The organism is Streptomyces sp. NPDC037083 (assembly GCF_055606485.1).
In genome coordinates this window covers 19,708-42,438 of the sequence record NZ_JBVJSQ010000018.1, presented here as the reverse complement: position 1 = coordinate 42,438, position 22,731 = coordinate 19,708, and the positions used below count along the sequence as shown (strand labels likewise).

Genomic DNA, 22,731 nt, shown 5'->3' with positions numbered 1-22,731 from the left:
ACAGACCCGACAGCCCGGCCACACAGCGCCGCAAGCGGCGGGCCGCCAGGAATTGCGCCAGATTGCGCAACTCGGTCTCGCCGGGCCCCACCTGGGGTGAGCCGTGTCTCACGGTGGTGGCGTTGCTATGCAACGAGGTGCATAAGAGGATCGCGTGCATGGCACTCGAGCACGCGATCCTCGTTTCCCTGCTGGAGAAGCCGGGCTCCGGCTACGAGCTGGCCCGGCGGTTCGAGCGATCCATCGGGTATTTCTGGACCGCCACCCATCAGCAGATCTACCGCGTGCTCAAGCGCATGGCGAGCGACGGCTGGATCGACGTCCGGGACGTCCCGCAGTACGGGCGTCCGGACAAGAAGGAGTACTCCGTCGCCGGGCCCGGACGGGACGCGCTCTCCGCGTGGCTCCACGAACCGACCGAGCCCGAGAGCGTGCGGCACGACCTGGCCGTGAAGGTCAGGGGCGCCGCCTTCGATGATCCGGCTGTCCTGATCAGTGAGGTCGAGCGGCACCGGCAGGCGCACACCGACCGCCTCGCCCACTACCTCGCGGGCGAGTCCCGCGACTTCGGGGAACCCCCGGCGGACGGTCCGCTCGACGCCGAACGGGAACTCCAGCACGTCGTACTGCGCGGCGGCATCGCGTACGAGCGCATGATGATCAACTGGCTCGACGACGTCCTCGCCACACTCGGCGCCTTCGACGCCGGTCGCTGACCGGCCGAGCAGGCTCCCCGGGACCCGTACCCGTACCCACCCTCACCCTCCCAAGCCGAAAGGCGGCACCCATGACCGACGCGCTGCTCTTCAACCCGCGGACGTACGACCCCGCGCACTTCGACCCGGAGACCCGCAGGTTGCTGCGCGCCACCGTCGACTGGTTCGAAGAGCGGGGCAAGCGTCGGCTGATCGAGGACTACCGGACCCGCGCCTGGCTCGGCGACTTCCTCGCCTTCGCCGCCAAGGAAGGGCTCTTCGCGACCTTCCTCACCCCCGCCTCCGCCGCAGAGGGGGAGGGCGACAAGCGCTGGGACACCGCCCGCATCGCTGCCCTCAACGAGATCCTCGGCTTCTACGGCCTCGACTACTGGTACGCCTGGCAGGTCACCATCCTCGGCCTCGGCCCCGTCTGGCAGAGCGACAACCCCGCCGCCCGTGCCCGCGCCGCGGAACTGCTCTCCCAGGGCGAGGTGTTCGCCTTCGGACTGTCCGAGAAGGCCCACGGCGCCGACATCTACTCCACCGACATGCTCCTGGAGCCCGACGGGGCGGGCGGCTTCCGGGCCACCGGTTCCAAGTACTACATCGGCAACGGCAATGCCGCCGGGCTCGTCTCCGTCTTCGGCCGCCGCATCGATGTCGAGGGCCCCGACGGCTACGTCTTCTTCGCCGCCGACAGCCGCCACCCGGCGTACCACCTGGTCAAGAACGTCGTCGACTCCTCGAAGTACGTCAGCGAGTTCCGCCTCCAGGGCTACCCCGTAGCCCCGGAAGACGTCCTGCACACCGGCCGCGCCGCCTTCGACGCCGCCCTCAACACCGTCAACGTCGGCAAGTTCAACCTGTGCACCGCCTCGATCGGCATCTGTGAGCACGCGATGTACGAGGCCGTCACCCACGCGCAGAACCGCATACTCTACGGCCGCCCCGTCACCGCATTCCCCCACGTGCGGCGCGAGTTGACGGACGCGTACGTCCGGCTCGTCGGCATGAAGCTGTTCAGCGACCGCGCCGTCGACTACTTCCGTACCGCGGGCCCCGACGACCGCCGCTACCTCCTCTTCAACCCGATGACGAAGATGAAGGTGACCACCGAGGGCGAGAAGGTCATCGACCTGATGTGGGACGTCATCGCGGCCAAGGGCTTCGAGAAGGACAACTACTTCGCCCAGGCCGCCGTCGAGATCCGCGGCCTGCCGAAGCTGGAGGGTACCGTCCACGTCAACTTGGCGCTGATCCTCAAGTTCATGCGCAACCATCTCCTCGACCCGGTCGCGTACGAGCCCGTCCCGACCCGCCTCGACGCGGCCGACGACGTCTTCCTCTTCCGGCAGGGACCGGCCCGCGGTCTCGGTTCGGTGCGCTTTCACGACTGGCGGCCGGCCTTCGACGCGTATGCCCACCTGTCCAACGTGGCCCGGTTCCGGGAACAGGCCGACGCCCTCTGCGAGTTCGTACTCACGGCCGCGCCTGACGAGGAGCAGGGCCGGGACCTCGACTTGCTCCTCGCCGTCGGCCAGCTCTTCGCGCTCGTCGTCCATGGGCAGTTGGTCCTGGAGCAGGCAGCCCTGTTGGACCTGGACGAGGACGTGCTCGACGAGCTGTTCGCCGTCCTCGTGCGGGACTTCTCCGCGCACGCCGTCGAACTGCACGGCAAGGACTCCGCGACCGAGGAGCAGCAGGCCTGGGCGCTCGGCGCGGTCCGGCGCCCGGTCGTCGACGGGGCGCGCTCGGGGCGCGTCTGGCGGCGTGTCGAGGCTCTGTCGGGGGCGTACGAGATGATGCCCTGAGGCCTCGACGCGCGACCTCGCACCCGCCCGCGGAGTACGGTGGCCGCCACCGTACTCCGCGAGGTGTTCGCCGGTGAGTGCGAAGCGGTTGGCCGAAGGGCGACGGTGTTCGGGAAGAACGGACAGCAGTCGCTGGGTGCCCGGTTGACGGTGACCCATCAGAAACCGGGCTACAGATCCGGTGCTCCCTGCGCCCACTGCCGACCGGACACGGCTCTCCGGCGTCCTCGACGGGTGCCCGGCGGAGCAGGGCCCGGTCAGGTGGTGGGCAGCGGTCGGTTCCCGTGCGGGTGCAGGCGGTCGGTGAGGAAGGCGAGGATCTCGTCGCGGGCCCGGACCGTGGGGTGGCCGGCCTCGTCGACGAGATGGGCGGTGACGACGCTGTGCGGGGTGCCGACCAGGGCGCCGAAGAAGGGCGGCGGGGCCGGATTGGCGGCGCTGTCCGGGAGGACGCGTCCGTCGAATGCGTCGCCGAGCAGCGCGCGGTAGGCGGCGAAGCGCTGCCCCGTGCACCAGCGGTCGCCCTCGAAGCGGTAGGCGAGGACGGTGAGTCCGTCACGGTCGAGCCGGTCGCGCAACGCGCGCGCGTCCGCCGCGTCGAGTTCGAGTCCGCCGGGGTCGTCGAGAGGCAGCGACGGGTGGTTGACCACCGGGGCGATGACTGCCGGCTCCAGGGCCATGGTGAGGGCGAAGTTGCCGGTGAAGCACAGGCCGATCGCGCCCACCCCCGGCCCGCCGCACACTGTGTGGGCCTGGCGAGCCAAGCCGCGCAGCCAGACCGTCACCGGGCTGGTGCCGCCCCCGGCGAAGGCGCGGAACTCAGCGCTGACACAGGCGCGGCGGACGACTTCCCGGCCGCCCTCGACCGTGGGGAAGACGCCGTCCGTCCCGAACAGGGAGGGCACATGGACGGTGAAGCCCGCGTCCCGCACCCAGCGCGCGAGCCGCAGGACGTCGGGACTGATGCCCGGCATCTCGGGCAGCACCACGACCGCGGGGCCGGCCCCGGCCACGTACACCGTCTTCTCCACCCCCTCCACGGCCACGCTCCGGCGGGTGAAGTCGGTGATCGGATCGTCGTCGCTCATGGGATCAGCCTGGGCCCGTGCCCGGCAGCCGGGTGAGGGGCGGGATCGCCAAGACCAGGGGTAATCTCGCCACACGCGAGGGAGCCGGACGGTACCCGGTCGGAGACCCGGGGCCGGGGGCACCAGAGGGGATACGAGAGCGATGGCGGAGGCGACGCGGCAGGCGGACGATGGTGCGGCTACGGGCGCCGGACCGGGTGCGCTGCGGGTCGGGATCCTGGCGTACCCGGACTGCTTCGCGTCCGAAGTGTTCGGCATCCCCGACCTGTTGACGATGGCTGGGCATGTCGCCGGACCGTCTGCGCCCGGCTACCGGGTGTCGGTCGTCTCGCCCCGCCGCCGAGTCACCGCCTCGGGCGGCGCAATCCTGGGTGTGTGTTCCGTACGCGAGGTCGACGTCCTCGTGGTCCCCGGCTTTGAACTGCACCCTGACACGGACCTCGACGCGCGGCTCGCCCGGCTCGCCCCCGAGATCGCGGCGATCCGCGCGCAGGCCGCCGCCGGCACCGCCGTCGTGTCCCTCTGCGTCGGCGCGTTCCTCCTGGCCGAGGCCGGGCTCCTCGACCGGCGCCGGGCCACCACGTCCTGGCTGCACGCCGGCGAACTGGCCAGGCGGTGCCCGGGCGCCGATGTGCGGCCAGAGCACCTGGTCGTCACCGACACGGGGGTGACGACCACGGCCGCCTTCAGCGCCATGTACGACTTCGCGCTGGACCTGATCCGCCGACACAACGGCGCCCGGGTGGCCCGCACCACCGCACGGTTGGCGCTCGTCGACGACGCACGGACGTCCCAGACCCCGTACGTCGACCCGCGACTCCTCCCGCAGCCCGGCCAGGAGTTCTCCCAGCGGGTCATGCGGCGGCTCGACCAGAACCTCGCCGAGCGGTACGACCTCAGCGCCCTCGCTGACGCCTTCCGGGTCAGTACCCGCACGCTGCTGCGCCGCTTCGCCGAAGAGACCGGACGCAGTCCGCTGGCCCATCTGCAGGCCTCTCGCGTCCGCCGTGCCCGCCATCTGCTGGAGACCACCGACCGCACCGTCGCCGCTGTCGCCGCGGCCGTCGGCTACCAGGACGCCGGCACCTTCGCCGCCCTCTTCGCGCGCCACACCGGCCACCGCCCGAGCACCTACCGGGACGCCTTCCGCCGCACGGGCCGGGCTTCCGCCCAGGACGGCGGAGTCTAGGTGTCACTCCGGCCGACCTGTTTCGCGACCAACACAAAGGGCGGCCAGCTCGCCGACCTCGCACTGCGCCCTCGCCGTCGGGCCCGCTGTGTGGACCGCATCCGAGGCGCCCGCGACACTGGCCTGCGCAACCTGCCCCTGCACGACACCGCCCGGAACCGGATCTGGCTGGAGATCGTTTCCCTCGCGCTCGACCTCCTCGCCTGGATGCCGATGCTTGCCTTGACCAGCCAAACCCGCCGCGGGGAACGGAAGAAGCTTCGTCTGCGTCAGGTCTCCGCCGACGTCCAACCCGTGAACACCGGACGCCGCGACTGGCTGCGCTTCACCGCCCGATGGCCCTGGACCGATGTCGTCACCCACGCGATCGACAGGGTCCACAGCCTCCCGAACCGCACCTGACCCCGATCATCTGGCGCCGCAAGGACGGCTACCTCTCCTCGGACGCGTCCGCCGGCTGAATGACCGTGATCTACTTCTGGTTGCGATGCCGATCAATGAGAAGCCGAGGTCATGACCAATCACTGTTGCGAGGCGATGACCAGCCGCGTGAACGTGGGCTGCGACCAGCACGATGGCCCCTTCACCTGTCCTGACGCTCTGGTTGACTTCTCTGCCAAGTTCCAGGAGTACGGGCTGATCATTCATGACGGCGGCACGTCGAGTATCACGATCGACTTCTGCCCCTGGTGCGGACGACGCCTCCCAGAGTCGCAGCGCGACCGATGGTTTGACGAGCTGGAGCGCCGCGGGATCGATCCTTGGGAGGACGAGGTGCCTGTCGAGTTCCAGGATCACCGCTGGCTCGCCTCTCTGCACCAGGAGTAATCGAACCAGCAGCCTCGAACCACTTCTGAAACACGCCTTTGGCTTGTCGTTTTAACTCCATCAGGGACTGATGTAGTCGCCCCACCAGAAGGTTGCGACGTAGGCCCGTCCAAGTGCCTCTCCGCCTCGCCCGCCCCTGATGTGGATGACGATCAACGCCCGGTCCTCAACACCGACGTGCTGTTCAACACCCGCTGGTCATCGGCCAATCCGAGACTGCTCGCGGAGGGCGCGAATGAGCGTCGTGACGCGGGGCCGGTCGCGGCCGCTGATCGTGGCGACGCCGATGTGCCGGATCGGGCCCGGCGATTTGATCGGGACGGTGCTCAGCCCCGGGATCTCGGGGGCGAGTGCGATGGAGGGGATCAGGGAGATTCCCATGCCTGCGGCGACGAGTGAGCGGGCGAAGAAGTAGTCGGTGGTGGTCCCGCGGATTTCTGGATCGAAGCCGGCGTGCTCGGCGTAGCGGCGCAGGTATGCCTCGGTCTTCAGGCAGCCGAGCACCCAGGGTTCGGCGGCCAGTTCGGCGAGGTCGAGCGCATCGTGGTGGGCGAGTCGGTGGCCTGCCGGTAGGACGACGTGCAGGGGGTCTTCCAGGAGCGGCGTCCACTCCAGGCTGGAGCTGGGAGCCGGTCCGACGGGGAGCGGGCCGTCGAAGTGGTAGGCGAGGGCAAGGTCCACGGCGCCCTGCCGGACGAGTGGAAGGGTGTCCTCGGGTTCGCCCTCCCTGACGTGGAGCACGGTGCGGGGATGGACGGCCATGAGCTGGGTGAGAGCGGTGGGCAGCAGGAGCCTGCCGCCGCTGGTGAAGGTGGCGATGGTGAGCTGGGTGCGGCCAGTGCTGAGCTCCGCGACCTGCTGTTGGGCGTGTGCGAGCTCCGCAGCGACGGATTCGGCGGCGCCGACCATGATGCGGCCGGCCGGTGTGAGGGTGACGCCTCGGGTGCTGCGCGCGAAGACCTTGGCACCGAGGCTGTGTTCGAGGGCAGCCACCTGCTGGGAAACGGCCGAGGGAGTGAGGCGCAGAGCCACGGCCGCCTGGTTGAAGCTGCCGTGCTCCGCCACTGCCCGCAGCACGCGGAGCCGCTGCACATCGATCAACAGTTTTCCTTAATACCGATCCACTAAGACAGGACTTCTGCTGATGACAATAGGACTCCAGGATGGGGGCATGCAAAGGATCTGCGTCATCGGCGGAAGCCGGTACTTCGGAAAGCTCCTGGTACAGAGCCTGCAGGTGGCAGGCCACCAGGTCACTGTGATCAACCGCGGCTCCACCCCGCCGCCTGCCGGCGTCGATCACCTGGTCGTCGACCGCAATGACGAGGCCGCCCTGACGGCCGCGCTCGACGCCCGAACCTTCGACGTCGTGGTGGACCAGGTCTGCTACACCCCGGTACAAGCCGCTCTCGCCGCCCGCGCCTTTGCCGGCCGCACCCGGCGCTACGTCATGACCTCCACGATCGAGGTCTACGACCCCGCGACCGCCGCGCTGCCGGTCGTGCCCCCAGGGACGCCGGTACCGGAGGAGAGCGTGGACCCGGCCACCTGGCAGGTGGCCATGGACCTGCCCTGGCACGACGACGCCTACCTGGAGGCGCACTACGCCGAGGGCAAGCGGCAGGCCGAGGCCGTCTTCGCCCACGCCCGCAGCTTTGCCTTCGCCACTGTGCGCAGCGCCCATGTGCTCGGCGGCGGCGCGCAGGAGTTCACCGGCAGGCTGGCGCACTACGTCGAGCGCATCACCCAGGGCGAAGAGATCACTGTGCATGCGAACGCGCTGCCCACGGTCTTCATCCATTACGGGGAACTGGCGAAGCTGCTGCTGTGGGCGACCGCAGCCGACTTCACCGGCCCGGTCAACGCCTGCTCCGACGGCCGGCTCGATGTGCACGACTTCGCCGCGATCATCGCCGCGCAGGCCGGCCGGGAGGCCGTCTACCGGACAGTCCCGGCGGGCGTCGAGGCGTCGCCGTTCTCCTTCGACCGCCACTACGCCATGAGCAACGACCGCGCCAGGGCGCTGGGCTTCCCCTTCTCCCGCACCACCGACTGGCTGCCCGGCGCCGTCGCAGAAGCCCTCGCCATATCCGCTGCCCCCACCGCTTGAGGACCAAGGCCACCATGGACTACCGCACCATCGCGCACACTGCCGTCAGCGCCATCGGGCTGGGTGCCATGCCGCTGTCCATCGAGCACCGCCCGGACGAGACGCGCGCCATCGCCACCGTCCACGCTGCCCTGGACGCCGGTGTCACCCTGATCGACACCGCCGACAGCTACCACTGGCACGCCGGCGAGGCGGGCCACAACGAGCTGCTGATCGCCCGTGCCCTGGCCCGCTACAGCGGCGACACCTCCCATGTCCTGGTGGCTACCAAGGGTGGACGCGGCCGCCCCGGCGACGGCAGCTGGACCGTCACCGCCACCCCGGCCCACCTCAAGCAAGCGGCGGAAGCCTCCGCCAAGCGTCTGGGCGTCGACGCGATCGGCCTGTACCAGCTGCACAAGCCGGACCCGACCGTGCCCTGGGCGGAATCCGTCGGCGCGCTGCGCGAGCTGCTCGACGCCGGCACCATCCGCGCTGCGGGCATCTCCAACGTCACCACCGCCCAGATCCGCCAGGCACATCAGATCCTCGGCGACAAGCTCGTCTCCGTGCAGAACCAGTACTCGCCCGCCGTCCGCGACAGCGAGCCCGAGCTGCAGCTGAGTGAACAGCTGGGGCTGGCCTTCCTGCCCTGGAGCCCACTCGGCGGAATCTCCCGCAGTTCCCTCGATGGCCCCTCCGGCCCCAGCCCCATCGACACAGCGTTCCACCGCATCGCCGCCGAACGCGGCGTCAGCCCACAGCAGATCGCCCTGGCCTGGCTGCTCGCCCGCTCCCCGGCAGTGATCCCGGTACCGGGAGCCAGCCGCCCGGCGTCCATCACCGACTCCGCCAGGGCCGTGGAGATTGCGCTGAACACCCAGGAGCTGATGGAACTTGAGGATGTTCTGCCGGGCTGAGCCAGGTCACGGGTCGCTTGCCGACCCCCGGCAGGAGCCGAGCAGTCGGGCCGGTCAGGTGTCGGACCAGCCTGCACCGTCTGGCAACTCCTGCCGCTGGAGCTGGGGTTCGGCTCCGGTCAGACCTGCTGGAGTCGCCTGGACCGCTGGTGGCCCGAGTCTGTTCGCAACTTGCGGTCAGGAAAGCCGAGGTTGAGACGGCGGCCGCCTTCGCGGTCCGGGCCGAGACGGCGGCCCGCCCCTCGGGTCGACGGGTACTCCTCTGGGCCGGCGCGCCCAACCGCGACACCGCTGCGCCGCAGGGCCGCGCGGACACGGCCCTGCAGCTCTTCAGGGAGGCGCGCAGTGAGCGGGACACCGGCCCCAGACCGTCCGCGGCCGCCCTGGGCGCGTTCGGCATGGTGGCCCCGACCGCGGCGTACACCGCCGCCGAGGCCCATATGCCCTTCGCCGCCGAGCAGTTCGCAGCCCTGGCCGAACAGACCGCAGCCCGCCTTGTCCGCGGCCGCGGGCGGGGAGCTGTCGCCGGCGCAGTGCCTGCTGTACCCGGGTGTTGCCGGGCGCTGCGCTAGAAGGTCAGGTTCCAGGCGTCGATCTTGCCCGTGTCGGAGGCGGCGTTGTCGTTGACGCGCAGCTTCCAGGTGCCGTTCGCGACCTCCGAGGAGGCATTCACGGTGAAGGTCTGGGCAATGTTGTCGGCGCTGCCGCCGGCGTGGTTGTGCAGCGTGTAGACGGTGCCGTCCGGCGCCACCAGGTCGACCTTCAGGTCACCGATGTAGGTGTGCTTGATGTCCACACCCACCTTGAGGGTGGCCGGGGCGTTGCCGGTCACGCCGGTGACGGCGATCGGGCTCTCCACGGTCGCGTTGTCGTTGATGGCGAAGTCCGCGAGGTTCTCGAAGTACTTGCCGGGCGGCGGGGTGCTCCCGACGGCCTTGAGGGCGTCGACCTGTCCTTCGCCGAAGAACGAGTTGTTGGCCGTCGTGCCCGTGCAGCGGCTGTCCGAGGGGCAGGCAATGTCGTTGGCCTGGGCGGCCAGCTTGTCGCGGATCTGCGCCGGGGTGATGCCCGGGTTGGCGCTGGCGATGAGCGCCGCCACGCCGACCACGTGCGGGGTGGCCATCGAGGTACCGCTCTTGCTGCCGTAGCCGCCGCCGGGGACGGTGGAGTACACGTTGCTGCCGGGCGCCGCGACGTCGATGACGCCCTGCCCGTAGTTGGAGAACGAGGCCTTGGTGACGCCGGTGCCGTTGGCCGCGACCGTGACCACGCCCGGCAGCTCGGTCGGGATGTCGAGGCAGGCGTTGGTGATGGTGCGGGTGACCGGTGTCGAGTCGTTCGGGCTCGCGGAGTCGGTCGTCTTGTGGGCGAGGTCGTAGTTCTCGTTGCCCGCGGCGGCGATCTGGAGGGAGCCCTTGCCCTCGGCGTACTCCTGGGCGCGCTTGACGCCCTCGATGATGGCGGCCTGGTCGATGTTGTCCGGGCAGTTGAACTGCCACGGGTCCGTGTAGTAGCTGTTATTGGTGACCTTGAAGCCGTGGTCACCGGCCCAGACGAAGCCGCAGATGGTGTTCTCGGCGAAGAAGAAGGAGTTGCCCGGCTCGGCGACCCGGACCGCGGCGATCTTCACCCCGGGAGCCACGCCGACGACGCCCTTGCCGTTCTTGGCCGCTGCGATGGTGCCCGCCACGTGGGTGCCGTGCGTGTCGACGTCCCGCCAGGCGCCGGCACGGGTGTCGGGCTTGCCGTAGGCGCAGGAGACCGAGTCGGCCGCGTCGAAGTTGGGCGCCAGGTCCTGGTGCTGGTCGTCCACACCGGTGTCCAGGATGCCGACCTTGACGGAGGCGGAGCCCGGGTTCACGGCCCAGGCCTGGTCGGCCTTGATCTGGCTCATGTCGGCCCGGACCGGTTCTCCGGCCGGGGTCGAGGCCTGAGCCGGATTGGCCGGGAGCGCCGGGTTGTAGGCGTCGGCCGGGACGTCCGAGGTGCGCGTGGCGCCGACCTGCTGCACTCCGGCGACGCCCCGCATGGTCGTGGCGAATCCGCTGGACGCCGAGTGGGCGACGATCACGCCGATGGCGTCGAAGTTCGAGAAGACGGTGCCGCCGTTGGCCGCGATCGCGGAGCGGATCGCCGAACTGTCACCGGGGGCGGTGATCACGAGGTAGGCACGCGTGCCGGCCACCCAGGTCGCACTCTGGGAAGCCGGCGCGGCGGCCGGAGCGTGGGCCTTGGCGGCCGGCGCGGTGGAGGGGACGACGGGGAGCGTGCCCGCGAGGGCGCCCGGGGCGCCGAACGCGAGGGCGGCGCCGAGCGTGGCCGCCAGCACCAGCGTGCGTCTAGGGCGTCTGGATATGTGGGGTATCAATGCGTCCTCCGGAGACGGCCAAGCCGTGCTGGAAACACCGGCCAAGCCGTATGAAACGAGTGGTGGACGCAAGATGTCAGACGCGTGCCCCTGTGCGGAAGTACCTTTCTGTGCCGGGATGTTATGAGGGGCATGGCTGAAAAGAAACGTACTCCGGGCATCGGGGGCCGGTGTGACGGAGCATTGATCTTCAGGGTGCTGGCTACTCTGAGCTGGTGTCGTGTCTTCTGATTGAAGGTTTGGGACGGGGGCTGACGAGCTCGTGCACGGTAGGCGGTGAGAGGTCGCGAACTTCGGTGTGGCCCCGGTTCACGTCTGCCGTGTCGGCTTCAGGTCGACGGTCTGCTGGTGGGACAGCAAGCCGGCGATTGCTTTGATGGCGTCGCTCATATGCTGGCGGCGGCCGGGGTGGCGGGCCAGGGCCCGCGAGTTCTTCAAATGCGCGATGCCGTGCTTGACACGGATACGGCGTGAGGAGTGTGTCTTGCGCTGGCGCTCGTGCATCTCCCCGTACCAGTCCGGGGCGTTCTTCATGAACTTGCGGTGCCGTGGTGTCACCATCGCCGGTCTGAGCGCCCAGTCCCTGGCGGTGGCGGCCGCCTGCGGTGACTCGCGTGCGATCATCTCTCCATGAGCAGTGACCTGGAAGTAAGTGCTCTGGCGATCAATGTGACGATCCCGCAGGCGCTTCGCTGGACGGACACTCGACGCGGTGAAGCGTTCACGCTGACCACACTCAATGTCCGGCTTCTCCCGGACGGTCACCTTGCTGTGAAGGCTTATGGCAGACCAGTCGGTGGTGGTCGGGGCGCATACGTATCGTTCCCTGTTCCGGACAAACCCGAACTGGCGGCCCTGGTCTCCGACGCTGCCGGCCGTGCCGCGGCGTTGTGGGCCGCCCATCGTGGTCTCGGCTGATCGCGCATATCGGGCCGTGATGAATCTGCGGGAATCGCCCTCGCGTGCTCGGCGGTCCCCGCGCGGTGATCTGGGACAACCTGAATGTTCATCGCTGCAGTCGACTACGTGAGCACGCGGCAGAGCACGACTGGCTCACCATCGTCCAGCTGCCCAGCTATGCATCCGACATCAATCCGGTCGAGGGCATCTGGTTGTTGCTCCGGCGCAGCACTACTGCCAACGTCGTCTTCCGCGACCGCGACCACCTTGTCCAAGCCGAAAATCAGGCAACACCGGGAGTTTCGTCAAGGCCATCAGGCTCGACCGTCCACGTCCTTCGGATCCGCCTCGGCACGCGCCGCCAGCGACTCCACAAGCGCAAGCCCCTCAGCGCTGAGACAGCCGAAGCGCGGGGCGGTATGTCCATGGCGTAAGCCCGTAACTCCGAGCAAAGGACTGCCCAGCAGCGCCCGCGTTCGGACCTGCAAGCACAAGTGCTCGGCGAACTCCCGAGCTCTGTCGTGCAACGCCCTGCCGACCAAGACGTCTGCCGCGTCGCCTTCGTGCGAGCGGTCGTGAAGCGCCCCCTCCAACGTCTCGACCACAACCTCGTGAGGCAGTGCAAGCAGGGCCATCGACCGCCATGGCCCCAGTGGCGGGGGAGGCCACCGCATGGCAAGGAGGTACGGTCAGCGGCCCTGACGAGACGTCAAAAGGGCACAACAGTCCGAGAAAACGTACTTGATCATGATCGATCTGTGTGAGAACGTACGCGCACACCGGACGCGCTGCGCGGTACACCGACAACGGTGCTCGCCGCGCAGCCTGTCGTTGATGTCTTCCAGGGGGAAACACAGAGATGAAAGCAGTATCGCGTCGCCTCACGACGGTCGCCGCGGCAGCGGCATGCATGGTCATCGCCACCGCGACATCCGCCAGTGCGGGTACGAACTCGCCGGTATCGGACGCGAGCAACGGAGACGGTTACGCGTACTTCGTGGCCGACGGCGACAAGTTCCTGATCCACGACAACCAGTGCGACGGTGGCACCGTCTGGGCTCAGCTGACGTGGTACAAGTCGGGACAGGGCTGGCACTTCCGGACGATCCACAACACCTCCGGATGCAACACCACGGACACCCGGACCCCCTGGAACATCCCCGAGGGTGCGGACGTGTGGGTGAGGGCCTGCGGCAGCATGAGTGAGGGATACGTCAACACCGGCGCTGGTGTTCTCAGCGCCGGACACGACTGCGACTTCACCCAGGGCGGCCAGCGCGGCAAGGCCTGACGCATCGGTGAGGCCCCTCCCGTCGGGCGCAGTTGAGCCATCGAACTGCGCGACCGCGGTAGGGGCCGCTCGGCCAAACGCGACCGCCGGGGACTGGAACGTCTGCTCGGGCTGACGGGTGGTGGCGGAGCGCCACGACCGGGTGGACGCTGACTCGGGCATGTGGCGTCCGGCCGGGCCGGACGCCACCTCTCCCGTGGGGGTGCTCACACTCGTCGTCGTACCAGGTTCAGCAGATCCTTGGTGGAGCCGCGGCGGGTCCAGGCGATCAGGACGAGCGGCACGATGAGGATCAGCGGGGTCGCCGCGTTCTCGCCGCCGAAGACGGTCATCTGGACGACGAACGCGCCGACCATCAGCGCGCTCAGCGCGACGGCGGCCACTGATTGCAGCACCGGAATCAACAGGGCTACACCGCCCGCGAGTTCGAGGGCACCGATGACGTACATGCCGGTGCTGCCCCAGCCGATCCGCTCGAAGGAGTCGACGGCGTAGGAGTTCGCGATCAGCTTGGGCAGGGCGCTGGCGATGCCATAGAAGAGGGCCAGCAGTACCTGCATGGTGCGCAGGGCGATCCGGGCGCGGCGCCCGCGGGCGGCGGAGGCGGGGGAGGAAGCGCCGGAGGTGACGGGGGCGGTGGTCTCGGACATGTGGTTCTCCTGTGCTGCGCGGGGTGATGAGCGGTAAGTGCTGCAGTCGCAGGGATAGACCGGCCGTCACCACAGAAATCATCGCTCCAAGACATCCATCTCCCGCGCCTACTGGGTCTTCGAGGCCTCCCGGAACGAGGACGCCTTCCGCGCCCGCCTGAGGAATTCCTACGGCGGCCCTTCCAACGCTGCCCTCGTCCCGCTGACTGAGGAGGAGGCATGCGTGCCTCCATCCCGTGGGCGTGGGCGTGGGCGTGGGCGTGGGCGTGGCCGGCCCGCTATGCGGGCCGGCCATCACACGTTGAGTCGTAAGGGCAGGGTGTATGCCGTGGCCGAGTGATACGGAAGAGCCTGCCTCGGTCCTGTTGCCCTCGGGCCCGGGACGCTTCGTCCTTTGGCCAGGCCAGCGTCAAGCCGGCGACCATGTGTGTTCGCCGCCGGTGACGCAGAGGGAGAGGTGACCGTGTCCGGACCGCGTCGTCGACGCGGTCCAGGCACCGCCGCGGCTGGCGACGCCTGGATGATCTGCGAGCTGTTGGGACTCAGCATCCCCGCGGCGTCCCAGTACACCGCGGACCGGCTTCCCACCGAGAGACCGGAGTCGCTGAGGCGGCCCTGCGGGCCGAGAGGCAGGGCATCCGCGTTGGGCACTCGTGCTCAGTTCTTGCTCAAATGCCCTTCCGCACGGCGGGTTGCACGATGAAGATCAAACGCAAGCCGAGCAGGACCGACGGGACTAGAGGGCCCAGCCACAGTGCTGGGCATGGCAAGGGGGATGCAATGGCCAAAGCAGTGCGGGCCTCACTGGGCGAGATGTGGATCAAGTGTCAGGTCTGTGAGAGTGATCTCTTCCGTGAACGGGGGGTGAAGCTCAACAGCACTGGCGGGGAGTTGTTCAATTTGGCCTGGGCGGATGAGACCGCCACGGGGTTGATCTGTCTGCGTTGCGGTTTCGTGCATCTCTTCGTCAATCGGCAGATACGACTGCATCGCGCCAAGGACTGATGCCACGCGCTCGGGCTGGTGACCTTGTAAGAGCACGACGCGGAGTTGACGAGCGGCTGGGACGCCATGACGGTCTCAGAGGCCGGGGCATCGCCCGCCTGGCCCGCGGTGACGCGGAGGGCCAGCGGCCGAGCAGTCCCGGCGGACCGCGCGTATTCGTCACGCGCGATCCGAAGTCACCTCCACCTACGCGGGATCCGCGCTGTCATCCCCCCCCCAGCCGTCCCGACCAGGTCGCCCACCGTCTGCGGCGAGGCTGTGCCAGAGGCCGCCCGCCGGCCTTCGACGCCGAGGCATACAAGCAGTGCAACGCCGTCGAACGGTGCATCAACCGACTCAGGCAGTGGCGCGGCCTGGCTATGCGAACGGCCAAGCTCGCCATCGCCTACCAGGCCGCACTCCACCTCGCCGCCATCCTCATCTGGATCCGGCGACAGCCTCAGCGATCGACCACCCAGCACGCGTCTGCAGGCCAGTATCCCGTGCTGACGATGTGTTTTACGAGCCTGAACGCCTCACCGATGGGGACGGTGTCTTCGTCCGGGTACGCGTCATGCCGGCCGTTGGAGAGGACGAACCCGTCGCTCGATCCCTCGGCTTCCGGGTCCACGGCATGCTCGCCGGGATCGCCCTCTTCCTCGAGGAGCATCACCATCGCGCGCTCGGTATTCGTCAAGAAGGCCAACGAACGTCCGGACGAACTGGTCAGCCACGTCTCAAGCTGCCCGCTGTCGATCCTTGTCCGAAGGGACTCCGGCACGCTCTCGGACGACGCAGGGAGGGTGCTGTCGTCATCGATCACCCAGGCCTCGATCATGAGCACGACGATCTCACGGACGGATCTGAGAGACAGTGCCTAGGTGAGCCTTATGTCGTCGCCGCGGGCGTGCAGTACCACGCCCGCGGCGGTCACCGAGACGTCCGCTGGTTCGAGGCCTGCGGGCAGCTTCGGGAGGGTCCGGTCCCGCCCGGCGAACGCACCGTGGATACGCGGGTCGGCCGGGTCCACGGGACGCCCCGCGAACGACGCCGCCACCGGCACTGCTTTGACCGTGCGGCCGGACAGCCGCAGCTCCGCCGTGACGGTCAGCGCCAGACCGAAGACCTGTCGCTCGATGCGAAGCCTGCCGTGGCCGTCGTCGGACAATGACGTGTCCGGGCCGAGCCCGGCGCCGAACGAGCCGAAGGGCGCGGTGAACCGGGCGTCCGCCGACGCGGCGCGGTACGAACCGGCTTGCTCCGACACATCGTTCAGCTCCACCGAGGCCTGCACGGGCCGACCCTCCCCGGTGACGGCGTCCGCCCGCACGGCCACCCGGGAGAAGCTCCCCTCGGCCGCGCTCAGCAAGAACGGGAAGGCGTCGATGCTCACCTGGGGAGTGCCCACTACCGCGGAATGCCGCCCGGCGATGCGGTCGGCCAGCCCGTGCTCGGCGGACACGGCGGCGAACCGGTCGGCAGCGGGCAGGAGGGTGATCAGCGCCCCCATCGTCACCGTGGCCCAGAGCAGACGTTTGCGGGCCCGGGCGAGGTGGCGGCTCACGAAGACCTCCGGGTGGCGGTGAGGGGAGCGCTGCCCGACGCGTCGGGCCCGTCCGTACCGTCCGCCTCGTGGGTGCGGTCGGTGCGGTCGGTGCCGTCGGTGTCGGTACCGGGCTGCACCTGGTCCTGACCGTCGTCCTCGACGTCCAGGTGCGGCAGCAGCCGGTCCAGCCACGCGGGCAGCCACCAGTTCGCCCGGCCGAGCAGGACCATCGTGGACGGCACGAGGATGCCGCGGACGACGGTCGCGTCCAGCGCGACGGCCGTGGCCAGACCCAGCCCGAACATCTTCACCACCGGGTCGTCGGACAGCAGGTAGCTGAGGAAGACACTGACCATGATCAGTGCCGCGGAGGTGATGATCCGACCCGTGCCGGTGAGACCGCTGATCACGGCCTGCCGGTTGTCACCGCCGCGCAGGTACGCGGCCCGGACGGCGCTGAGCAGAAACACCTCGTAGTCCATCGACAGGCCGAACAGCACGGCGAACATCAGCAGCGGCACGTAACCGGGGATCGGCACCGGACCCTCGAGCGCGATCAGGTCCGCGCCCCAGCCCCACGGGAAGACCGCGGTCAGCACGCCGTACGCGGCGGCGACCGAGACGAGGTTCATCAGTGCGGCCTTCACCGCGATAACCGGCGAGCGGAAAGCGAGCAGCAACAGCAGCGCTGCGACGGCGAGCACGAAGCCGACGATCACCGGCATCCGACGGGCGAGGCGCTCGTTGAGGTCGTCCTGGGCCGCTGTCGCACCGCCTACGTGCGTCACCTGGTCGGTGCCGGCAGTGGCGCGCGGCAGCACGTCCTTGCGCAGGTCGCGTACGAGCGTGGCGGTCGTCGGATCCCCGGGCGCCGTGGTGGGGGTGACCTGCCACCGCACCTGTCGGCCGTCGCTGCTGAGCTGTGCCGGAGCCACGGAGGCCACGCCGTGCGTCGCACGTAGCGCGTCGGAGATCGCCGTGATGCGGCCGTCGCCCGGGCCGGCGGCCGGACGGGACAGCTCACCGGTGACCTGGAGTGGGCCGTTGACGCCCGGGCCGAAGGCGTCCGCCAGCCGGTCGTATGCGGTGCGGCTCGACGTTCCGGCGGCCTTGTCGCCGGCGTCGAGCTGGCCGAACGTCAACTGGGAGGCCGGCAGGGCCAGTACGCCGGTGAGGAGGAGGCCGGCCAGCAGACAGCGCCACGGCCGGGCGGCGACGAACTCCGCCGCCCGGCCCCAGCCTCGCGGGCCTCCCGGCGCGGCCTCCGCTTGCCCCGGTGACGCCTCCTGCGGGCGGACCCTCGGGGTGAGCCACTTCCCCAGCAGGGAAAGCAGGGCCGGCAGCAGCGTGAGCGTGAGCGCCATGGCGACAAGGACGGCGATTGCCGGTGCGAGGGCCAGCGCGTGCAGCAGAGGCAGTCCGCCCAGCGCCAGACCCGCCAGCGCGGTGATGACGGCGCACCCCGCGAAGGCCACGGCCTTGCCCGATCCGGCCATGGTGCGCGCCGCCGCGTCCTCGACACCCACTCCGGCCGCCCGCAGTTCACGGAAGCGGGTCAGGCAGAACAGGGTGTAGTCGATGCCCACTCCGAGGCCGATCATGGCGGCGATGGTGGTGCCCGAGGACGGCATGTCCATCAGATGGCCGACGATGCCGATCGCGGACAGCGAGACGGCGAGGCCGAGGGCCCCGTTGAGCAGCGGGACCCCGGCCGCGACCAGGCTGCCGAATCCCACGGCGAGGACGACGAACGCGGCCGCAAGGCCGATGATCTCGCTGTGGCCGGTCGAGCCCTTGTCCGCAGCGGCAGCCAGGTCGCCGCCTGCCGTGATCTCGAGTCCGGCCCCGGTGGCGGGGGCGGCCGCGTCCACGATGCTCCGGGTGGTGCGGGCGGCGATGTCCCGTCCGCTGAGGTCGAGTTCGACCGCCAGGTAGCCGGTGTGACCGTCCGCGCTCAGTGCACTCCTGCCTGCTGGGTCGTAGGGGGTGGTGACGGCCACGACGTGGGGCACCTTCCCGATGGCCCGCGCCGCCGCCTCGACCGCCCGCTTCGTCTCCGGGTCGGTCAGGCCCGCGGTGCCCGGCGGCGCGTACAGGACGAGGGGCTGCCGTCCCGACGCCGAGTCGTGGAACGCCGTCCCGGCGTCGCGTGCGGCCTGGCTGTCGCTGCCGGGGATGGTGACGGCCTCGGTGGTGACCTTGCCGAAGACCGCTACGGCGACGGCGGACACGGTGAGCAACAGCAGCCAGGCTGCCAGGGTCCTCTTGGGTCTGCGGGCACACCAGCGCCCGACGGACAGGAACATCAGGAAGTCGTCCTCCCGTACGGCAGGGGGCGCCCGACGGGATGTCGACCGGCCGCCCTCCCATGGAACTTATTGCACTGAGCGTGCAATGGAACAGTTGCATCAGGAGTGCAAGAATGTCAACGAGACTCTGGGAGGACCGAGGTGAAGCAGCCGACCCGACACGCGCCCGACCGCGTCCCCGACGGCCGTACGGAGCGTGGACGGCAGACCCGCGAGAAGATCGCCGACGCGATGCTGTCCCTGCTCGACGAAGGGGAATCACACTTCCCCGCGGACCGGGTCGCCGAGCGCGCGGGAGTGTCCCGGCGCCTGGTCTTCCACCACTTCGCCGACATGTCCCAGCTCGCGGACACTGCCATCGCCCGGCGGCTGGACCAGCTGGCCGCGCAGATCCGGCCACTCCCGGTGGACGGCCCACGGGCGGGACGCGTGACGGCGCTCGTCGAGCAGCGCGCACGGATCCTGGAGTGGATCACCCCGACCCGGCTGACCATGTTGCGCCTGGAACATCCGTCGCAGCGCGTCGACGAAGCCACCCGGCAGGTGCTCGCCTTCGCTCGGAGCCGACTGGAGGAGGTCTTCGCCCAGGAACTCGCGCGGCTCCGGGAGGAAGGCAGAGCCGACCTGCTCAACGGGCTGGACGCCGTGACCACTTGGGGCGCCTGGTACCACTGGCGCAGCAGCGGACTCGACATCGAGTCCGCTGCTCGTGCCATGGAGACCAGCGTGCACGCCCTGCTCGCGGTCACCGATCGGCCGGAGGCCTTGCCGGGCGCCTGAAGTCCCTCCAGAAGGACCGTGCAGCGCGCCTGCGCCACACGACCGACGCCTTCCTGCGCCGGCTGTACGACACCACCCTCACCATCGGCAGCGCACTTTCAGCCCCGGCCCCCAGGCGCTCGAGCAGTACGCAGCCCGGCCGTCTGCCGGCACGACGATGCCCGAGGGGCTTGCTGACGCGTCGGCTCCCAGACCAGCTGGTGCTCCACGATCCGGCCAACTGCGGCAAGGTCGCGGCCACATGCAGCCCGGGCCGGAGCATCCGGTCCTGCAGATGGACTGGCACGCTGGCTCGACGCCTGATGAGGCGCACCGAGCCGGGATGCGAGTCGGAGCCCCCTGCCTGGTGACAGGGGGCTACGCCCGCGATTAAGAAGTCATCTCATTTGGTGGGTTCGATAGCCTGTCAGCGTGGGAATCGTTGAGCGGCTGGTGCCGGACGAGCTGTGGGAGCTGTTCCAGAGAGTGGTACCGGAGGCTCCGGTCCGGCCTCAGGGGGGCGGCCGGCGCCGACATGGTGACCGGGAAGTGCTGGCTGCGATCGTGTTCGTGGCGACGTCGGGCTGCACGTGGCAGCAGCTGCCGGCCGCCTCGTTCGGGCCGTCGGGAGCGACGGCCCACCGGCGCTTCGCCGAGTGGTCGAAGGCCCGGGTGTGGGCGAAGCTCCATCGCCTGGTCCTCGATGAACTCGGCTCCCGAGGTGAACTGGACTGGTCCCGCTGTGCGATCGACTCGGTGAACATGCGGGCCCTGAAAAGGGGGAACTGACAGGTCCGAATCCTGTGGACCGGGGCAAGTACGGCTCGAAGATCCACTTGATCACCGAGCGGACCGGACTGCCCCTCTCTGTCGGAATCTCCGGAGCGAACCTGCACGACAGCCAGGCCCTCGAACCGCTCGTACGCGGTATCCCGCCCATCCGCTCGCGCCGCGGGCCTCGTCGGCGACGGCCCGCCAAGCTCCATGGCGACAAGGGCTACGACTATGACCACCTGCGTCGATGGTTACGCCAGCGCGGTATCCGGCACCGCATCGCACGCAAAGGCATGGAGTCCTCCAAGCGGCTGGGACGCCATCGTTGGACCATCGAACGCACCATGGCCTGGCTCGCGGGATGCCGCCGACTCCATCGCCGCTATGAACGCAAGGCCGCCCACTTCCTGGCATTCGCCAGCATCGCGTGCACACTCATCTGCTACCGCAGACTCGCCAAATGAGATGACTTCTAAAGATCTGGCTGCGAGATGTCTCCGTGCCGGAAGGGCGTGTTCGAGAAGTTGGGCTGTGAGGTCGGCGATGCCACCACCGTGCGCTGACCCGCCGAGGCTCCCGGAGAAATCCACTGCCGCACAAAACACTGGCGATCAAGGCCTGGCTGGCCAAACACCCACGTTTCGAACTGCACTTCACCTCGACCGGCTGCTCCTGGATGAACCAGGTCGAGCGGCGGTTCGGCGACCTGGCCCACCGGCTGATCCGCCGCGGCCCACACAAGAACATCCAGGCCCCGGAAGCCGACATCCGCGCTTGGGTCAAAGACTGGAACGAAGATCCCAAGCCGTTCATCTGGACCGAGTCAGCCGAAGAGATCCTCGACTCTCTCGCCCGCTTGCCGACGGATCTCTGGCGCAGGACACCAGCGGACATCCCCACTGGGCACGCCCGTAGGCCGGTCGCGGACGCCAAGAGCCACGACCGGCCTCCTTGAGGGCGGGCGCGGCGCCCTCCCGCCTCGATCAACCAGAAGATCACCCCACCGGGTCGGTCAACGCGACGGAGCCCGTTCGGTGCGTCGGCGCGGTGATCTCCCTTTTGAGGATCTTGCCGCTGGGGCCGGTCGGCAGTGTGTCCACGAGCCACACCTGGCGTGGGTACTTGTACGCCGCCACCCGCTCCTTGACGAACTCCTGGAGCTCGGCGGGCGTGACCTGCGCCTTCGGACGCAGCACCACCGCAGCCGCGATCTCCTCGCCCAGATGCGTGTCGGCCACGCCCACCACCGCGGCCAGGGCAACGGCGGGGTGCTCGTGGAGCACCTCCTCGATCTCACGCGGGTAGACGTTGTAGCCGCCGCGGATGATCATGTCCTTCTTGCGGTCGACGATGTAGAGGTAGCCGTCCTCGTCCTGGCGTGCGAGGTCGCCGCTGCGCAGCCAGCCGTCCGTGATGGTGGCCGCCGTCTCCTCCGGGCGGTTCCAGTACCCCTTCATCACGTTAGGCCCGCGGACGGCCAGTTCGCCGATCTCGCCGGGAGCCACGTCCTGGCCCTTGTCGTCCAGGAGCCGCACCTGAACGTCCTTGATCGGGGTGCCGATGGATCCGGCCTTACGCGGCCGGCCGGGGTGGTTGAAGGTGACGACCGGACTGGTCTCGGACATGCCGAAGCCCTCCAGCACCATGCACCCGAAGCGCCGCTCGAAGCCGTGCAGGATCTCCACCGGCAGCGAGGCTCCGCCGGAGACGCACATCCGCAGCGTGGACACGTCTGCCTGCGACGGGTGCTGGAGCAGTGCGGCGTACATGGTCGGTACGCCCTCGAAAATCGTCGCCCCGTCGCGGGCGATGGCGTCCAGCACGGTCTGCGGGTCGAAGCGGGGGATCAGAGTGAGCGAGGCGCCTGCACGGACGGTCACGCTCATCGTGCAGATCTGGCCGAAGATGTGGAACAGCGGCAGACAGCCCACCACCACGTCCTCCGCCGTCATCTGCTGCACATGAACCGTGTTGACCTCGGTGTTGTGCCGCAGACCGGCGTGGGTGAGCGTGGCGCCCTTGGGTCGGCCGGTGGTACCTGAGGTGTACAGCAGCACGGCCACGTCCTCGGCGTCCGGCTCGCTCACCTCCGGCAACGGTTCGTGACCGGCCAGCAGGCCCGCGAAGGCTACGGGTTCGACGGCCATGTGCCGCACTCCGGCGGCGGCCGCACCCTGCGCGCCCTCGCCCGGCGCCTGGTGCCACTCGAAGAGCATCTCCGCGCCCGAGTCGCGCAGGTGGTACTCGGTCTCCCGGGTCTTCAGCAGCGGGTTCATCGGTACCACGACCGCTCCGGCGCGCAGCACGCCGTAGTACAGAACGACGAACTCGGGAACGTTGGGCAGCATCAGCGCGACCCGGTCTCCCGGCCGTACGCCCTCGGCCCGCAGCAGCGCGCTGGCGCGGGCGCTGCGCTCGTCGAGTTCCGCGTAGCTGGTGACCTGGCCCCCCAGTCGCAGCGCGGGGCGCTCCGGCTGCCGCCGTGCCGTCTCCACCAGGAACTGAGCCAGATTGGCCATGACCGCCT

Annotated in this window: 23 protein-coding genes and 2 pseudogenes; 16 read left to right on the top strand and 9 right to left on the bottom strand. The window is 69.4% G+C overall.

The genetic code is table 11. The features are described 5' to 3' along the window. Positions 1-158: 158 nt before the first annotated feature. Both ACZ7DE_RS36455 and ACZ7DE_RS36450 read left to right on the top strand, forming a co-directional pair. A complete protein-coding gene (locus ACZ7DE_RS36455) occupies positions 159-716 on the top strand; it encodes a PadR family transcriptional regulator (RefSeq protein ID WP_470768693.1) in 558 nt (185 codons plus the stop codon). 71 nt (positions 717-787) lie between these two features. Further along, positions 788-2,509: an acyl-CoA dehydrogenase family protein gene (locus ACZ7DE_RS36450; protein ID WP_470768692.1), complete on the top strand. Its 1,722-nt coding sequence runs from the start codon at positions 788-790 to the stop codon at positions 2,507-2,509. 257 nt (positions 2,510-2,766) lie between these two features. Here ACZ7DE_RS36450 and ACZ7DE_RS36445 read toward each other — a convergent pair whose 3' ends face one another. Continuing rightward, positions 2,767-3,597 carry a dienelactone hydrolase family protein gene (locus tag ACZ7DE_RS36445; RefSeq protein WP_470768691.1) on the bottom strand — a complete coding sequence of 277 codons (831 nt, stop codon included), beginning with the start codon at positions 3,595-3,597 and terminating at the stop codon, positions 2,767-2,769. Between the two features lie 142 nt (positions 3,598-3,739). On the opposite strand from ACZ7DE_RS36445, the gene ACZ7DE_RS36440 reads away from it, so the two are divergent. The 3 genes and pseudogenes from ACZ7DE_RS36440 to ACZ7DE_RS36430 all read left to right on the top strand — a co-directional run bounded on the left by ACZ7DE_RS36440 (position 3,740) and on the right by ACZ7DE_RS36430 (position 5,614). Further along, a complete protein-coding gene (locus ACZ7DE_RS36440; protein WP_470768690.1) occupies positions 3,740-4,786 on the top strand; it encodes a GlxA family transcriptional regulator in 1,047 nt (348 codons plus the stop codon). Positions 4,787-4,795: 9 nt separating this feature from the next. Next, positions 4,796-5,188, top strand: a pseudogene (locus ACZ7DE_RS36435) (transposase); the annotation flags it as partial. Positions 5,189-5,299: 111 nt separating this feature from the next. Continuing rightward, the gene (locus ACZ7DE_RS36430) at positions 5,300-5,614 is read left to right on the top strand and encodes a DUF6980 family protein (RefSeq protein ID WP_470768689.1); all 315 of its coding nucleotides are present in this window, start codon (positions 5,300-5,302) and stop codon (positions 5,612-5,614) included. Positions 5,615-5,812: 198 nt separating this feature from the next. Here ACZ7DE_RS36430 and ACZ7DE_RS36425 read toward each other — a convergent pair whose 3' ends face one another. Then, complete coding sequence (locus tag ACZ7DE_RS36425; protein ID WP_470768688.1) at positions 5,813-6,715, bottom strand: LysR family transcriptional regulator; 903 nt, start codon at positions 6,713-6,715, stop codon at positions 5,813-5,815. Between the two features lie 70 nt (positions 6,716-6,785). On the opposite strand from ACZ7DE_RS36425, the gene ACZ7DE_RS36420 reads away from it, so the two are divergent. The 3 genes from ACZ7DE_RS36420 to ACZ7DE_RS36410 all read left to right on the top strand — a co-directional run bounded on the left by ACZ7DE_RS36420 (position 6,786) and on the right by ACZ7DE_RS36410 (position 9,195). Continuing rightward, positions 6,786-7,724, top strand: a complete 939-nt coding sequence (locus ACZ7DE_RS36420; RefSeq protein ID WP_470768687.1) for an NAD-dependent epimerase/dehydratase family protein — start codon at positions 6,786-6,788, stop codon at positions 7,722-7,724. A gap of 14 nt (positions 7,725-7,738) precedes the next feature. Continuing rightward, positions 7,739-8,623, top strand: coding sequence for an aldo/keto reductase (locus tag ACZ7DE_RS36415; RefSeq protein WP_470768686.1), 885 nt, complete (start codon positions 7,739-7,741; stop codon positions 8,621-8,623). A 149-nt stretch (positions 8,624-8,772) separates the two neighbouring features. Further along, on the top strand, positions 8,773-9,195 hold the full coding sequence (locus ACZ7DE_RS36410) for a hypothetical protein (RefSeq protein WP_470768685.1): 423 nt from the start codon (positions 8,773-8,775) through the stop codon (positions 9,193-9,195). Here ACZ7DE_RS36410 and ACZ7DE_RS36405 read toward each other — a convergent pair. Continuing rightward, positions 9,192-10,952, bottom strand: coding sequence for a S8 family peptidase (locus tag ACZ7DE_RS36405; protein ID WP_470768684.1), 1,761 nt, complete (start codon positions 10,950-10,952; stop codon positions 9,192-9,194). The two genes, ACZ7DE_RS36410 and ACZ7DE_RS36405, sit on opposite strands and share 4 nt — an antisense overlap. Before the next feature lie 348 nt (positions 10,953-11,300). Then, the gene (locus tag ACZ7DE_RS36400) at positions 11,301-11,615 is read right to left on the bottom strand and encodes a transposase (RefSeq protein WP_470768683.1); all 315 of its coding nucleotides are present in this window, start codon (positions 11,613-11,615) and stop codon (positions 11,301-11,303) included. Positions 11,616-11,621: 6 nt separating this feature from the next. On the opposite strand from ACZ7DE_RS36400, the gene ACZ7DE_RS36395 reads away from it, so the two are divergent. The 3 genes from ACZ7DE_RS36395 to ACZ7DE_RS36385 all read left to right on the top strand — a co-directional run bounded on the left by ACZ7DE_RS36395 (position 11,622) and on the right by ACZ7DE_RS36385 (position 13,182). Continuing rightward, positions 11,622-11,909, top strand: a complete 288-nt coding sequence (locus tag ACZ7DE_RS36395; RefSeq protein WP_470768682.1) for a hypothetical protein — start codon at positions 11,622-11,624, stop codon at positions 11,907-11,909. A gap of 65 nt (positions 11,910-11,974) precedes the next feature. After that, the gene (locus ACZ7DE_RS36390) at positions 11,975-12,325 is read left to right on the top strand and encodes a transposase (protein ID WP_470768681.1); all 351 of its coding nucleotides are present in this window, start codon (positions 11,975-11,977) and stop codon (positions 12,323-12,325) included. A 425-nt stretch (positions 12,326-12,750) separates the two neighbouring features. Beyond that, on the top strand, positions 12,751-13,182 hold the full coding sequence (locus tag ACZ7DE_RS36385) for a hypothetical protein (protein ID WP_470768680.1): 432 nt from the start codon (positions 12,751-12,753) through the stop codon (positions 13,180-13,182). A gap of 206 nt (positions 13,183-13,388) precedes the next feature. On the opposite strand, the gene ACZ7DE_RS36380 is transcribed toward ACZ7DE_RS36385, so the two are convergent. After that, positions 13,389-13,832, bottom strand: a complete 444-nt coding sequence (locus tag ACZ7DE_RS36380; RefSeq protein WP_470768679.1) for a DoxX family protein — start codon at positions 13,830-13,832, stop codon at positions 13,389-13,391. A 780-nt stretch (positions 13,833-14,612) separates the two neighbouring features. Between ACZ7DE_RS36380 and ACZ7DE_RS36375 the strand changes: the two genes are divergently transcribed. Continuing rightward, positions 14,613-14,837, top strand: a complete 225-nt coding sequence (locus ACZ7DE_RS36375) for a hypothetical protein (RefSeq protein WP_470768678.1) — start codon at positions 14,613-14,615, stop codon at positions 14,835-14,837. A 108-nt stretch (positions 14,838-14,945) separates the two neighbouring features. Next, positions 14,946-15,280: pseudogene (locus ACZ7DE_RS36370) on the top strand (transposase); the annotation flags it as partial. On the opposite strand, the gene ACZ7DE_RS36365 reads toward ACZ7DE_RS36370, so the two are convergent. Genes ACZ7DE_RS36365 through ACZ7DE_RS36355 form a run of 3 tightly spaced genes read right to left on the bottom strand, consistent with a single transcriptional unit; the run spans position 15,277 to position 18,668 of the window. Next, on the bottom strand, positions 15,277-15,654 hold the full coding sequence (locus ACZ7DE_RS36365) for a hypothetical protein (protein ID WP_470768677.1): 378 nt from the start codon (positions 15,652-15,654) through the stop codon (positions 15,277-15,279). The pseudogene ACZ7DE_RS36370 and the gene ACZ7DE_RS36365 overlap by 4 nt on opposite strands. A gap of 39 nt (positions 15,655-15,693) precedes the next feature. Further along, the gene (locus tag ACZ7DE_RS36360; protein WP_470768676.1) at positions 15,694-16,380 is read right to left on the bottom strand and encodes an LmeA family phospholipid-binding protein; all 687 of its coding nucleotides are present in this window, start codon (positions 16,378-16,380) and stop codon (positions 15,694-15,696) included. Continuing rightward, the gene (locus tag ACZ7DE_RS36355; protein WP_470768675.1) at positions 16,377-18,668 is read right to left on the bottom strand and encodes an MMPL family transporter; all 2,292 of its coding nucleotides are present in this window, start codon (positions 18,666-18,668) and stop codon (positions 16,377-16,379) included. The genes ACZ7DE_RS36360 and ACZ7DE_RS36355 overlap by 4 nt, the downstream gene beginning before the upstream one ends. Positions 18,669-18,812: 144 nt before the next feature. Here ACZ7DE_RS36355 and ACZ7DE_RS36350 point away from each other — a divergent pair, with 144 nt between their 5' ends. From ACZ7DE_RS36350 to ACZ7DE_RS36340, 3 genes are all read left to right on the top strand, one after another. Beyond that, on the top strand, positions 18,813-19,451 hold the full coding sequence (locus ACZ7DE_RS36350; RefSeq protein WP_470768674.1) for a TetR/AcrR family transcriptional regulator: 639 nt from the start codon (positions 18,813-18,815) through the stop codon (positions 19,449-19,451). 417 nt (positions 19,452-19,868) lie between these two features. Beyond that, positions 19,869-20,668, top strand: a protein-coding gene (locus tag ACZ7DE_RS36345; protein WP_470768760.1) for an IS5 family transposase whose coding sequence is annotated in 2 segments (ribosomal slippage) — positions 19,869-20,204 and positions 20,207-20,668 — 798 coding nt in all. Because the reading frame shifts where the segments join, the coding sequence is not laid out codon by codon here. 212 nt (positions 20,669-20,880) lie between these two features. Further along, positions 20,881-21,159: a hypothetical protein gene (locus ACZ7DE_RS36340; protein WP_470768673.1), complete on the top strand. Its 279-nt coding sequence runs from the start codon at positions 20,881-20,883 to the stop codon at positions 21,157-21,159. Between the two features lie 40 nt (positions 21,160-21,199). On the opposite strand, the gene ACZ7DE_RS36335 is transcribed toward ACZ7DE_RS36340, so the two are convergent. Continuing rightward, positions 21,200-22,723 carry a long-chain-fatty-acid--CoA ligase gene (locus ACZ7DE_RS36335; protein ID WP_470768672.1) on the bottom strand — a complete coding sequence of 508 codons (1,524 nt, stop codon included), beginning with the start codon at positions 22,721-22,723 and terminating at the stop codon, positions 21,200-21,202. Positions 22,724-22,731 lie beyond the last annotated feature (8 nt).